Source organism: Paenibacillus rubinfantis (genome assembly GCF_001486505.1).
GTDB classification, from domain to species: domain Bacteria; phylum Bacillota; class Bacilli; order Paenibacillales; family Paenibacillaceae; genus Fontibacillus; species Fontibacillus rubinfantis.
On record NZ_LN909065.1, the window covers coordinates 432,581 to 446,116 of the forward strand.

Annotated in this window: 15 protein-coding genes and 1 other annotated feature; of the genes, 3 read left to right on the top strand and 12 right to left on the bottom strand. The window is 50.6% G+C overall.

What is annotated here, in order from left to right:
* Positions 1-42: 42 nt before the first annotated feature.
* The 10 genes from rpsA to BN3277_RS13435 form a co-directional block, all read right to left on the bottom strand.
* Complete coding sequence (gene rpsA / locus BN3277_RS13395; RefSeq protein ID WP_059043431.1) at positions 43-1,278, bottom strand: 30S ribosomal protein S1; 1,236 nt, start codon at positions 1,276-1,278, stop codon at positions 43-45.
* Between the two features lie 201 nt (positions 1,279-1,479).
* Complete coding sequence (locus tag BN3277_RS13400) at positions 1,480-2,061, bottom strand: lysophospholipid acyltransferase family protein (RefSeq protein WP_059043432.1); 582 nt, start codon at positions 2,059-2,061, stop codon at positions 1,480-1,482.
* Between the two features lie 6 nt (positions 2,062-2,067).
* Positions 2,068-2,766 carry a (d)CMP kinase gene (gene cmk / locus BN3277_RS13405; RefSeq protein WP_059043435.1) on the bottom strand — a complete coding sequence of 233 codons (699 nt, stop codon included), beginning with the start codon at positions 2,764-2,766 and terminating at the stop codon, positions 2,068-2,070.
* Positions 2,767-2,880: 114 nt separating this feature from the next.
* On the bottom strand, positions 2,881-3,090 hold the full coding sequence (locus BN3277_RS13410) for a hypothetical protein (RefSeq protein WP_059043437.1): 210 nt from the start codon (positions 3,088-3,090) through the stop codon (positions 2,881-2,883).
* Positions 3,091-3,203: 113 nt separating this feature from the next.
* On the bottom strand, positions 3,204-3,857 hold the full coding sequence (locus tag BN3277_RS13415; protein ID WP_059043439.1) for a flagellar brake protein: 654 nt from the start codon (positions 3,855-3,857) through the stop codon (positions 3,204-3,206).
* Between the two features lie 139 nt (positions 3,858-3,996).
* Complete coding sequence (ypeB, locus tag BN3277_RS13420) at positions 3,997-5,364, bottom strand: germination protein YpeB (protein ID WP_059043441.1); 1,368 nt, start codon at positions 5,362-5,364, stop codon at positions 3,997-3,999.
* A 211-nt stretch (positions 5,365-5,575) separates the two neighbouring features.
* A complete protein-coding gene (locus tag BN3277_RS25790; RefSeq protein WP_187380075.1) occupies positions 5,576-5,725 on the bottom strand; it encodes a hypothetical protein in 150 nt (49 codons plus the stop codon).
* 92 nt (positions 5,726-5,817) lie between these two features.
* A complete protein-coding gene (prsW, locus tag BN3277_RS13425; protein WP_059043443.1) occupies positions 5,818-6,510 on the bottom strand; it encodes a glutamic-type intramembrane protease PrsW in 693 nt (230 codons plus the stop codon).
* 85 nt (positions 6,511-6,595) lie between these two features.
* Positions 6,596-7,216: a genetic competence negative regulator gene (locus BN3277_RS13430; RefSeq protein ID WP_059043445.1), complete on the bottom strand. Its 621-nt coding sequence runs from the start codon at positions 7,214-7,216 to the stop codon at positions 6,596-6,598.
* A gap of 202 nt (positions 7,217-7,418) precedes the next feature.
* A complete protein-coding gene (locus BN3277_RS13435) occupies positions 7,419-7,814 on the bottom strand; it encodes a hypothetical protein (protein WP_232436423.1) in 396 nt (131 codons plus the stop codon).
* Between the two features lie 87 nt (positions 7,815-7,901).
* Here BN3277_RS13435 and BN3277_RS13440 point away from each other — a divergent pair, with 87 nt between their 5' ends.
* On the top strand, positions 7,902-8,855 hold the full coding sequence (locus BN3277_RS13440) for a polysaccharide deacetylase family protein (RefSeq protein ID WP_059043448.1): 954 nt from the start codon (positions 7,902-7,904) through the stop codon (positions 8,853-8,855).
* Between the two features lie 51 nt (positions 8,856-8,906).
* Here the strand turns inward: BN3277_RS13440 and BN3277_RS13445 are convergent, their stop codons facing one another.
* Both BN3277_RS13445 and BN3277_RS13450 read right to left on the bottom strand, forming a co-directional pair.
* Entirely contained in the window at positions 8,907-9,626 is a 720-nt protein-coding gene (locus tag BN3277_RS13445) for a hypothetical protein (RefSeq protein WP_059043449.1), read from the bottom strand.
* The gene (locus BN3277_RS13450; protein ID WP_059043450.1) at positions 9,623-10,216 is read right to left on the bottom strand and encodes a CPBP family intramembrane glutamic endopeptidase; all 594 of its coding nucleotides are present in this window, start codon (positions 10,214-10,216) and stop codon (positions 9,623-9,625) included. The genes BN3277_RS13445 and BN3277_RS13450 overlap by 4 nt, the downstream gene beginning before the upstream one ends.
* A gap of 69 nt (positions 10,217-10,285) precedes the next feature.
* Here BN3277_RS13450 and BN3277_RS13455 point away from each other — a divergent pair, with 69 nt between their 5' ends.
* Together BN3277_RS13455 and serA are read left to right on the top strand one after the other, a co-directional pair.
* Positions 10,286-11,206, top strand: coding sequence for a hypothetical protein (locus BN3277_RS13455; RefSeq protein ID WP_059043452.1), 921 nt, complete (start codon positions 10,286-10,288; stop codon positions 11,204-11,206).
* Between the two features lie 181 nt (positions 11,207-11,387).
* Positions 11,388-11,613 (top strand) — a binding site (T-box leader).
* A 238-nt stretch (positions 11,614-11,851) separates the two neighbouring features.
* Positions 11,852-13,441, top strand: a complete 1,590-nt coding sequence (gene serA / locus BN3277_RS13460) for a phosphoglycerate dehydrogenase (RefSeq protein WP_059043453.1) — start codon at positions 11,852-11,854, stop codon at positions 13,439-13,441.
* Positions 13,442-13,536: the final 95 nt, after the last annotated feature.

The following is a 13,536-nucleotide window of genomic DNA, read 5'->3' on the forward strand; positions in this document are numbered from 1 at the left end:
GCTTCTTCAGGGTCCGCCGATGTTCGAGCTACATTTACCTGATTATTTCAGTTTGCTGAGTTTGTCGCCGAAGCGTTCGCCCAGCGTGATGCTCAGGCCTTGGTTGCTCAGCGATACGTTAGGGTTGTCGCCCAAATCTTCTTTTCTCACGCTGCTGCCTTTGGAAGGTCTTTCACTCTTCGGTGCAGGAGCCGGAGCTTCTTCCGTTTCCTTGATGCTGAGGCTTACCCGTTTTTCGCTTGGGTTCACGTCAAGCACCTTCACCTGTACCGTTTGGCCTTCTTTCAGCACTTCATGCGGAGTACCGATATGTTTATGGGAAATTTGAGAGATATGAACAAGTCCTTCTACCCCCGGTGCAATTTCCACGAAAGCGCCAAAGTTCACGAGGCGTTTCACTTCGCCGCTGACGATGTCACCGGTGTGGAATTGCTCGGCCGCAGTATCCCAAGGACCCGGTTGTGCCGCTTTGATCGAGAGGCTGATTTTGCCTTTTTCCGGATCGACTTTAAGTACCTTAACGTTCACTTTGTCGCCTTCGGACAGGACATCAGCTGGCTTGTCGACATGGTTCCAAGCGATTTCGGATACGTGTACCAATCCGTCTACGCCGCCTACATCAACAAATGCACCAAATTGAGTCAAGCGTTGAACCGTTCCTTCGAGAACTTGACCTTCTTTCAAGTCAGCCATAACCTTCAGTTTGTTCGCTTCGAACTCTTCGTCAAGCACATCCTTTTGGGAAAGGATCACTTTGTTGTTCTCGCGATCAAGTTCTTTAACTTTCACGCGCAGCGTACGGCCTTTATAGTCGCTGAAATCCTCAACGAAGTGGCGCTCCACCATCGATGCCGGAATGAAGCCGCGTACGCCTACGTCAGCAACAATCCCGCCTTTAACGACGTCAGCCACCGTTACTTCAAACGTTTCGCCGTTTTGGAACTTGTTCTCCAGCTCTTCCCAAGCGTTCTCGCTGTCGATCGCGCGTTTGGAAAGCACCAGGCGCTCCTTCTCGTCGTCGATGCTGACCACTTTCGTTTCGACTTCCTGACCTACTGCTACAGCGTCTGCAGCGTTGTCCAGGTGTACGGAGGACAGCTCACGGATAGGAATAACACCGTCGTATTTATATCCAATGCTTACGTAAGCTTGGTTATCTTCGATTTTGACGATCGTTCCTTTGACGGTGTCCCCTTTTTTCAAAGAGACGATTTGTTCCATCTCATCCTGGCTTGCGACTTCCGCAGCTTCTTGAACATTTTTTGTTTCTTCCGACATGTCAATAACCTCCTCAATTCAAAAACCCATTTATTTAAACCCGCTCTAAAGGTTGTTCAAAAAGTCATCTTTGGCTCATGAAGCAAAAACCTGACTTTCCAAACTTCCACTTGTAGCGAAGTTCAAAACTTGCCTTTAAGGTATAGCTTCCCTAATGTCTTCCGCCTTCATGCATCCCATCCGGGTAAAGGCAAGAAGAAATTAACGTTTCTTGAGCTCGGCGATGCTGGCCATAATTTTCTCCGTGGCCCGCTCGGCCGCGTCAGGCCCGCCGCTTTCTTTGAATTCCGTTAGATCTACCGGTGGTCCGTATACGACGCGCATTTTTTGAAACATTTTATAAGTGCCAATAATCGCGACCGGAATCACCGTTGCGTCGCTGCGGAGCGCGAAGGTTGCCGCCCCTTTCTTGCCGATCATACTCTCCTCGGCCCCTTTAACCCGTCGGCCTTCAGGAAAAATACCCATCACATGGCCATTGCGGAGCAGAGTTAGCGAGGTCTTGATCGATTCTTTGCTCACGCCTCCCCGCTTAACGGGAAAAGCGCCGAGCTGTCGGATCAGCCAACCGAAACCGAAGACTTGAAACAGCTCCTGTTTGGCCATAAAATGCACCTTGCGTTTCAACATGATACCGATGGTCGGCGGATCAAGCAAGGCGATGTGGTTGGAGCACAAGAGCACTCCACCCTCACTTGGGATATGTTCCAAGCCGGTAACTTCAAGACGAAAAGCCAGCTTGTAGAGGATCCGAAGTACACTTCGACAAAAACGATAGATCATTCAGGTTCAACTCTCACTTCCATAGGTTCTGCACAAAGATACGATATGGTCGGCCACCTCGTCCAAGGTCATGTGCGTCGTATCCAACAATCGGGCATCCTCCGCCTGGCGCAGTGGGGAAACCTCCCGCTCCCGGTCCAGCCGGTCCCGCTCCTCGATCGATCGCACGAGCTCTTCGAACGAAATTTCGTCCTGCTCTTTCATTTCCTTGTACCGGCGGCGTGCCCGCTCCTCAACGCTCGCGGTCATAAACACCTTCACTTCCGCATCGGGTAAAACGCAAGTGCCGATATCGCGTCCATCCATGACGACGCCTTTGCGCAAAGCCATTTGCCGCTGCAAAGAGACAAGCCGTTCGCGCAGCCCCTCGATTTGCGCATATCGGGACACCTGGGCATTCACGGCCAACGAGCGGATTTGCTCCGTAACGTCCTGACCGTTCACCCGAACCTGTTGTCCTTGATCTCCGGGCAACAATTCAATATCCAGTTCAGGTAAATCACGCAGCACTTTGTCCACTTCGTCCGGTCCGACACCCTTCTGCAGAAAATGCCATGTCGCTGCCCGGTACATCGCACCTGTATCGACATACACATAATGCAATCTGCCGGCAACCATTCGAGCTATCGTACTTTTCCCTGCCCCCGCAGGACCGTCGATCGCGATGTTGATTTTATCATGGGTTGTAGACGTCTCGCTTGCCAAAGGGGCATTCCTCCTCAAAACAAATCCTCAAGAAAAAAGCAGGCATTGCCTGCGACGTGAAAATTATACCACAGATAGCAAAGGGATGCAAAAGAATCGCACTCGCGTCTGTGTTTATTCGCCCTGCTCCCGGCGAATCGGTACCCCTTCGTATTTTTCTGCCGAGGCGAGAAAATATCGCAGTTCCGGAACCCGCAGCAGCACCTGAAACAAACATAAGATCGTGAGCAGCACCAGTACCCCCCGCTTTAACCAGGTTTCCGCCTTCTCTGAAAATGACAGAAACAACTCCGTATAGATTTCATCTTCCTGGGGCCGTTTCATTCGGCATCCCTCCCTACTCCCTAAATCGACTCACGCTTATCCGTTTGATCCTGCGCGTTCAAGTCTAGCTTATCCATCTAGGGAAAAAGAGAATCGCCCTCGTGCGGCCGAAATCAGCGATTTTTGAAATCAAACTGCCGTTCGAAGCAATACCGAATCAGCTTCTGCCGCTCCAGATCCGAAATGCTGACGAATTTGAGCATCACGACGGTACGCCCCGTCTCCAGCTTCTTCGTACGGACCACCTCGGCTTCAAATGGAACATGGTCTATCGTACCGTTCTTAAACGGGATTAGCAGCCAACAAAACAGCTGATCCCCTTGAGCCAGCTTAAATTCGCTGTTACAGATCAACGAAACCCCGCCGCCGCCAACATCCTCTGTATGAGTAACGAAGCGGACGCCATCCTTCATGAGAACGGCAATTTCCAATTCCGCAACCACTCGCAAAAAATTACGCCGTTGGATTTTTGTAATTGAATCCGGCTCGGGTTTACGAATGCGCACCAATTGGACGACATCATCAGCGAAGCCCAGCACGTATGTATTAAAGTAGTTTTTCACTCCAGATTCCGTCAAAAAATAAACGGATAACTCGTCCCCGATGTACAGTTTCTTGATGCGTCCGTTACCGCTTTCGATCGGCACCTCGATCAAAAACGACTCTTCCTCTACGTCCGCGATCCGTGATTTACACTCCTTCTCTTCACTTGGCTTGTCCGCCGAAGCGACTTGAATGTATACGAGATCGTTCACTTTAGGAAACAAGTTTCCCCACCGCCCTATACCATGGTAGTATTGCTACCTCCTGATTATAGCATGGCGAGGCGCAGCTGGGCCTAATTTCTTCTCCGCAAACCAAAAAGGAATCTTCCGGAGGACCGGAACATTCCTTGTGATACTGCCTTTAAGAAGGTGTAGCTCCTCCCTTATTGTTGCGGTTTCGAATCTCTTCGACAATCTCTTCGTTGCCGTTCTCGGCGTTGATGTAGATTTTGTATTGCGATCCGTTGATCGCACCGCCGAATTCGTAGGTCAGCACCTTCTCTGACTGCTCGTTCTCAATGAGAGCGAGGCGATGGTATCTCTCCTTATATTCCGGGTTCAAAAATTTACGCGCCTGTTCTAACGTCAGTTTTGGCTTTCCTACTTTTTCGCGGCTTTCTCGTTCATATACATAGTCGCTCGCCTGCATCCCGGTCACTTGCCCGTTATCCAAGGCCACACGAATCGTGATTTTCTCCGGATAAATCAGCACGTCGCCTTGTTTGCTAACGAACGTAAAGTTTCCTTCGTTATCAAACTCATCGTAGGAAACCGCTGTCAGCCCGGGATACCCCTTATTCTCCAGAAACTCGGTGGCCCGTTCCCTTGCGGTACCAACCTCCACCGCTTTAGGTCCAAGTTGGCGATGGTAGACATAGGAGATTAAATGACCGCCGTTCCGGGTAAAATCGAGCGACCAGGACTCCCCGCCTTTGTCGTTCTTCAGGTTCGCGGTATACGAAGCCCACTCCGTACCTTTCCCGTTCTCCACGACCTGGATCGCACCCGCATTCTGAACACCGGTAAAATCCGCCGTTTTGCGTTTGATTTCCTCGACTGTGATCGGACTTCCGCCCAGCTTCTTCACCGAGCGTTTATTATACATGCTGGAGATCGACGGTCCCCAATCCAGTTCCGGATATTCACCGACCTTTTTGTCCACGGTTTTAAAGCCGTCGATAATGGTATTGTCCCGCGGCTCTTTTTCGCTGGCCAGCGCCGTCTCAACGTCCATCCAACGCAGCCGGTTGGCGATAACTTTGTTTTGTACCCCCTGAAGGTCTTGGGCGATTTGCGCCGAACTTTTATATAGCTCCTTCAGGTTCTTCATTTCATTCTCACTCAGCGGCTGCTTGGTTAAATCGCGAATGGCGGTTTGATAGGAAAACTTAGCGATCCGCGACAGAAATTCTTCCGTTTTATTAAACGGGAGCAAGGTTAAGGGGAGTTGGTTGATTTCATTTTGCGCCTCGCTGGTGATCCGCCATACGTTAACCAATCCTTTACGCTGCGACCCGGTCGAGGCTGAATTTACCGCCAGGGTGTTGCCCAGCTCGCTATGGAGCTTATCCACGTGATAGGACAAATCGTGAAAAGCCCGCTGATATTGGTTTTCCGCCTTGATCAGAATCGAGTTTTTCTCCTGGTTCTCTTGATACCCCCATACCAGGGCGCCGATCAACAATACCGCGGTCACCGGAAACAGGATCGCACTCAGTCGTTTGTACATTGGGCTTATGCTCTCTCCCTTCTTCAACTAGGTTGGGATTAGTGTGACAAGAAGGAAAGAACTTTATGCATTATAATAAGGTAGTTCAAAAAGGTGTCTTCCGATCACGCTGCAATTCTTTGGAGCCTATTCGTCATCGGATCTTGGATTCACCCGGTCTCTCCGCGGCTCACGTAGCTTCCAGCTACGCTCCGCTGCGGCCAAACTGACTTTACTGGGCCTCTTCTTCGATCTCGAAGTCGTGTTGATTGTTGCATAAGCATTGCTTGAAGCCGGTATCGATATGGCCGCGTTCTTTTTTGCCGCGCAATACGAACCGCTCGCCGCACGCTTTACAAGTTATTCTAACCTTGACGCGCACGAAAAAAGGCACCCCCTTCTATTCAACTTCGCGCTCCGCCAAACTGCAGACGCGCGAATCGCTAGAATCAGGATGCCCTATTCTTTCATAAATTAGTCTTGCCCCTTGGCTCCGGGCGTTAACCGGAAAGGGGATCGATTGTTGGCCCGGTACACCTTGCCAAGACCTCCATACCATAAGAAGGCCATGAGCGGCACGATAAACCAAATCCAGTATTGTGTCGTGTTGTTTAAAATCCAGTCATATACCCCGTGCCAGAACAACGGGAAAACTAACGAAAAAACCAGGAACTTCTGGCTTGACCGACCGGTTGAAAATTTCGCCCGGCCCAAGTAATACCCCATCATGACGCCAAACATGGCGTGACCGGACACTGGAAGTAACGCCCGAACGATCATGGTACCAATCGAGGCGTGGCTCGCCAAAGCATACAAGACATTCTCGACCGTGGCAAAGCCCAATGAGATGGCGACTGCATATAAAATCCCATCATACGGCTCATCGAACTCCGTATGATTGTATATCATATGAAAGAGCACAAACCATTTCAGGACTTCCTCAACACCAGCCGAAATGCCAAACGCCGTCACCAGAGGGCCATCGCCCAGCCACATCGTCAATCCCCGCTGGATGATCATGACCGGTAATACGATCAGAAAGCCAAGCAGGAACACCTTGATGACCATATGCAACGGTTCCGCATCATACTTGTCCTTGAGATAAAAATAAGTTAGCAGTGCAATACCGGGAGCAACCGCTGCGCTTGCTATTGAGAAAAAGAGCAACGGTTATCCCCCCTTATTCGCCGCTTGCTGTTCTTCGTCTCTCTCATATGAATTCACGAGGATGCCTTCGTCGGATACATCCAAATTAATCCTGGCGCTTGAAGTGGCTGCAAATCGTGTCCACCGCATGGTCGGCCATGATCAAATTCCCGTACTCCTCCAGCATCGCTGTCGTTACTGATGTCGCTTCGCCAAACTCAGCTAGCACCGCGATTAAAGCAGGGTGTTTGCCCTCCTCCAATTCCTCCGGCTCCAGCTGAAGAACCCATTTCCCATTATATTTATACAGTCTGCCGGCATTCTGAAGCATCGTCTTAAGCACATGTGCCGCTTCGATTAAATTTTCGAAATCGTCAAAGGAATACAAAATCGTATCGCTTTGCTCCAGCGTGACTTCCATCTCGTATACTTCTTCCGGCAGTTCATCCTCATAAGGCGAGCCGATCCCGTGCTGATGGTGATCGTATTTGCCGCGCGTTACGATGACGACCATTCCTTGTGCAGGAAGGGCGAACACTTCCACAGCCAAAGGCCCGGTGGCATCAAAGCCCACTTCGTTATAAGCCTGATCCATCATTTCGGTGAACAGGTCATGGACTTTGGGAATTTCTTGCCACATGTCCTCTTTCTGTATACCGCGTTCGCTTAAATCGTCAAACGTGAGGAAAATCCGTATCTTATCCTGGCCTAGTCGTTCTATCTTCATACAGGATCCTCCTCTCTCTATGCCGTGTTATAAACAGATTATGAAACCTGCTGTTAAATGTGCTGGAAATGGTTCTTTGTATGTATGTTATCACTTATTTCCTCTAAATGCACGCTTTAAAATAGACCAAAAAAGAATCATTTTCCGATCCCCCGGTAAGGGGGCAGAAAATGATTCTTGAGCGGGTTTGCGGGCAGTCTTATTACAGTCCTGGAACCGGTGTTTTCGTCTCCTTGAGGATGGCTTCGACTTCACGGCGAACATCCGCATCGCCTTTAATAAAATCCGTCAGCTGCTTTAGACTGTATTCCTTCGAATGATTCGTACCGGTCGCTGATACCGTGCCGGAACTGGGATACACCTGGGCGTTGTCTGCCCCTTTTGCCTTTGTGACGGTTTCAGAAGCTGGACCTTCCGTCTTCAGCGCTGCCGAGATATCTTCGGTGGGGGTTTCATGACGATTCGAGGTCATCCCTGCAAACTTCAGGGCCGACCCTGCGCCGTTCATCACCGACATCAGGCTTTGCTTCCGTCTCGATGCCCACATCGCGGCGAAGACGCCAACCAGGATACCGCCTAAAAATGAGGAAGATTTCACGTAAAAAACCTCCTTGGTTATGTTAAAATCATCTGTAGTGTTCGCGGTTTGCCTTAAACTCATGCGGCATAAATACAGGAAAGCGAGATGACTCCTTTGCTCCACAAGAAACTCCTGCCCATCGCCGCCGCTTGTCTTATTCTTAGCTCATGCGGCCAAACTGATGCACCAACGAAACAAACCACATCCAACCAAAATGTGACTTCCCCTGCTGAAGCGACCGCACTGGGGGACAGCAATGAAGCCGGACAGGCTGACGGACAGCTTGAAAGCTCGACCCCAGCCGATTCGGGAGCGCCTTCCGGCAATTCATCCGGCTCACCCGGCAATGCTGCCGAGGTGGATAGCAATGAGGAGGGCTCCGAAGCAGAAGTTCCTCCGCTGCTGTACCACATTAATAAGGCGTATAACGTTGTTCCCAATGTGGAGACCGTGGACAAGAAGGTCGTGTTACTGACGTTTGACGACGGGCCGAAGGAAAAGGAAATGATCGACGGACTGATCGATACGCTGGATAAGCATCAAGCGAAAGCGATCTTTTTCGTCAACGGATACCGTGTGAAAGCTCATCCCGAATTGCTGCAGCTGATTCAAGAACGCGGACAAATCATCGGCAATCATAGCTGGGACCACATCAACTTGAAGAAAGAATCCGCAGCAAACATGCGCAAACAGATCGAGGACGTGCAAAATATCGTAGAAGAAACGATCGGCGAAGCGCCCCGGTTTTTCCGCCCGCCCTTCGGATCCGGCAACGAAACTACGCATCAAATTGCGGACGACAACGACCTGATTTACATGACCTGGTCCAACGGTTCCCTCGACTGGGACAGCAAAAACAAAAACAAGCCGGAGGCAGTTATCGCCAATGTACTTGAACAGCTTCATGCCGGAAGCAACATTCTGATGCACGAGCTTCCTTGGACCGTAGAGGCATTGGATGAATTGCTGACCCAACTGGAACAGAAAGGGTATGGATTTGTTGACCCGCGGAGCATCGGACCTGCTCCCGTCGAGGCGGAATCCGGAGGTACCAAATAAGAATACGCAAAAAAACCGTCAGGACTTCCCTGACGGTTTTTGGTGTCTTCCCTAAGATAACCCATGGCTCTTCCCCCAAGGAGAATCGCTTACGCCCCACCATAACAAATAAATGAGAATGATGACAAAAATATATAGAAGCGAATTGTAGAACCAACGGGTCATTTTTATACGCTGCGACGGAAACAGTTCTTTACGTGTAGGCAGCAGATCCACTTCCGGATTCACTTCCGGATCTATTCCCGGACTAGCCGGAGTCTCTCCACCCGACATCGTAAACCTACGCCCCAATTTATCGTCCTGCCCATCATCTGTATATGTCATTCTGAAATTCGGGGTCGAAGAGAACGCCGACGAGCGAATCGGTTCCTTCAATTTGGCTAATGCGGCGACGGCGGCAGACTCGAACTTACCCTCACGCGCGGCGCTCGATTTGACCGGCTCCAGCAATGACGGAGCCTGCGGCATTTGCCCCCGCCGTCGTTCCTCGGGGGACGACATCCGCGGGATCAGCAGCCGAACCATCGTCTCGTCACCGATCGCCGGCTTCTTCTCCTCGCGGGTGAGGGGGGGCTCAATCTCAACCCCCGCCAGATCGCCTCTGGAACGAAGGATTGAGGTTGGCAGATCGTCACCCGCTGCCAGCGCTTCCGGGGTAGGCTGAGGCGCTGCTATTCCGGAGGCAAGACTCCATGAGCCCACGGAACCGCCGCTGCGTTTCACTCGATTTGGCTGACCATAACGGTCCTTTCGGCTTAAATGCTCGTTCATGACTCCCTCCGAAATTTAATCACCAGTCCCGATACCAGGTCGATCAGGAAGTGACATAGGATCGGCGCCCAAAGCGTCCCTGTTTGTACATAAATAAACCCGAGACCATAGCTGCTCGCGAACACCCATGCCGTTGGAATCCAGTGCCGAAGATAACGGACATGAATCGCCGCGAATAGGATACTCGTCCAATATGGACCGATCCCATGCTGGATCGCTCCCCGAAACAAGAGCTCCTCGCATACGGCCACAACCGCCGAAATCACGGCGATATGCCAAATCGGCCGTTGGCGAAAGAGCAGCGAGTTAATGCCCCCGTCGTCCATACTCTCCTCAGAGATAAACCGGGATAACAGCATATCCGCACCAAACATCACCGCGGCTAACCCTGCCCCCCAGTACAAAAATTCGACACTTTTCGGAATGTCGAACAGGTGAATCGGGTTTCTTTTCTGAAATAACAGAATCACCAGACCGATAAATAAAGTAAGTCCTTGCGTTAAATACAAATTAATAAGCAGCAAACGATCATTCAGCTGACCGGGGTCGACTTTTTGGATTTTTACGTCGCGCAATTTGAACTTTTTCATAGTTTTTGTCAAACCCTGTCCTTTATATTATATTAGCGTATTCAATTCAAAATGGTAAGGAGCATCCTCATGATTCGTAAAAATAATGCCAAATTTGAAATGCTGTTTGTACTTGGTTTTCTCGCCACTCTGGTGATCGCGTTCGGAACCTTCTTCCTGGGGCTGAACATCGGCATTGACAAGACGGAAGCCAAGTACGCTTATTTAAAAACTACGCCGATTGGAGAAGAAAACGAAAGCTCTTATCAACAACAGGATTTGGTCACGTTCTACTACGTGGTGTTCCAGCCTTATCAACAGTTCAAAGAAGACTATCTCACATTGGTCGATGACATGTCTCGAAGCACCTCGAAATCGGTCTCTGCGGACGCGATGAAGGAAATCTGCGAGAAAGCGAAGGCCAGCTATGAACAAATCGCCGCACAGTCCATTGCAGATTCCTCCCCCTTGCTGAAAGAGGCACAAACTGACTATTTAAGAAGCTTGAAGCTGTTTGAGGACAGTATGGACCAGATCAAAACCAAGGCAGGAAGCAAGAAAGGCGCGGAGCTGGCCAAAGTGGTTAACCAGGACGAATTCACGGTAAGCGCCAAAAACTACGGCCTGCAAGCGCAAAAGAAATATTATTCCTCCATTCTGAAGTGGACCGCGAAAACAAAAACCGGCGTCCCCACCGAATTCACTATTAAAAATAACATCGGGACCAAGGAATGGACCGGATATTCGCTAGCCGTTAAAAACAAAGCAATCACCGACATGATGGTGAACGATCAGCTATATGTATCTTATCTGCCGCAGGATCTGACCGCTAAAATCGATCAATTGATCGGAAGCGGAAAGGCCGATGCACTGAAATTGACCTCCGTTGCCTCGATCGTTAAGGTTTTGACAGAAACGGACGCCGTTAAAAACAAGGAATTCGTCAAATGGAAGTCAACGTATTATGCCTCCGAATCGCTGCCGGAGCTGCCGTTCTTTGCGGAGGATTAGGCCTTGCGGCTTGTCGCCGGAATCAGACGCTTTTCGACATTAGTAAAATCATAACCAAAATTTTAGGCGGATTCAAGTTTAGTCAAAATCCGAACGACAACCGTCTATCTTTATAAAAATGTTCAGGTTAGTGTTGACACTTTGCCGGGGACCGTGTTACATTATGAAAAATTACATTTGATGAAACACGTTGAAGGAAAAAAGTGTTCGGAAAGCTTCCAGAGAGCCGGTGGTGCTGCAAACCGGTAGCGGAACGAATGCTTTAGCGCTCCCGAGTCGCTGCGTTGAATTCTTGAGTAGGCGCAGCCGGTGAACCCGTTATCGTTCTGTCAGCAATGACAACTGAGGCTGCTTCTGTGAAGGCGCAGCGAATTAGGGTGGTACCACGATGAACTCTCGTCCCTTACTACGGAAGTAGTGTGCGGATCGAGAGTTTTTTTAGTTTATCAAGCGCAGCTTGTAAACGAACGCGGACAACGATCTTCACGTCCTTAGGTACCTCCGTTCTTTTGCGCGGTGATAGGACACAGCGTCACTGGAGGACATTTCCTCTGAAACCCGTCAGCTTATGCTTCCGATGAAAGCGATGCATGTCGACTTTCCAGGAAGCCTTGCTATATAAAACTTTTAGGAGGGTCAATAATCATGTTTAAAGTGTTAGTATCGGATCCGATCAGTGACTTGGGAATTCAGCAGCTGATGGATGCAGCCGACGTTGAGGTCGATAAGAAGCCAGGTCTCAGCGAAGACGAATTGGTGCAGATCATTCCGCAATATGACGGTCTTCTGGTCCGCAGCCAAACGAAAGTAACCGAAAAAATCATGGAAGCCGGGACCCGCTTGAAAGTCATCGGCCGCGCAGGCGTCGGGGTCGACAACATTAATCTGGAGGCCGCAACGAAGCGCGGGATCATCGTCATTAACGCTCCAGACGGCAATACGATTACGACCTGCGAGCACGCATTTGCGATGATGATGGCATTGGCTCGCCATATTCCTCAAGCTTACGCCAAAACGATTAACGGCGAATGGGACCGTAAGTTCCTGGGCGTGGAGCTGCGCAACAAAACGTTGGGCGTGCTGGGCATGGGCCGGATCGGCAGCGAGGTTGCCAAGCGGGCCAAAGCGTTTGGCATGGATATCCTCGGGTATGACCCGTTCCTCACCGAGGATCGTGCCGAGAAGCTAGGCGTGAAGCTGGCCACCGTGGATGAAATCATTCGCAATGCCGACTTCATGACCGTGCATACGCCATTAACGCCGGAGACCAAGCATATGATCGCGCGTCCGCAGTTTGAGGTGATGAAAAAAGGCATGCGTATCGTCAACTGCGCCCGCGGCGGCATCATTGACGAAATGGCGCTGGTTGAAGCGATCGATCAGGGCATCGTCGCCGGGGCTGCCTTCGACGTGTTCGAGAAGGAACCGCCGGAAGCCGATCATCCTTTCCTGAACCATCCGAAAATTATCGTAACCCCGCACCTTGGCGCCTCAACTGTAGAAGCCCAAGAGAACGTGGCGATCGACGTCTCAGAGCAGGTTCTCCATATCCTGCGCAACGAGCCGTTCAAAAATGCCGTCAACATGCCGCCGGTAGCCGCCAGCGTCATGAACAAACTGCAGCCTTACTTTGAGCTTGGCGAGAAAATCGGGATTTTCCTGTCCCAGCTGAACAATCAAGCTGTGAAGGAAATCCATGTCGACTACGCTGGGGATCTGGCGGAAGTCGATACCCAACCGCTCACCCGCTACATTATCAAAGGGGTGTTGTCCCGCCATTTCGCCGGAGACGTCAATATTGTCAACTCGATGCATCTGGCGAAAGTCCGCGACATCAACGTTGTCGTATCGCAGGCTTCGGCCACCAAAGGTTTCACCAACCTGATCTCGGTGACGCTGAAGGCTCAAGACGGAGCGGAGCGCCGGGTTGCCGGTACGCTTCTTAACGGGTATGGCGCACGGATCGTACAGATCGACAAATTCCCGGTCGACGTTGCGCCGGAAGGCCATCTGATCTTCATCTCGCATAACGACAAGCCGGGGATCATCGGTCATGTAGGTACCCTGCTCGGCAAGAACGACGTCAACATCGCCTCCATGCAGGTGGGACGGAAGCTGGTTGGCGGCGAAGCCATCATGGTGCTGACCGTCGATAAGGCCGTGACGAAGGAAGTGCTCGACGAATTGACAAAGCTTCCCGAACTGAACAAAGCACAGCATATCATTTTTGCCTAATTGGTTTGAAATTCCGAGGATTGTTCCACGGTGAACAAGATTTATCTGCGGCATTCAACAAAAAAACATCCTTCTTCGCGAAGGATGTTTTTTGT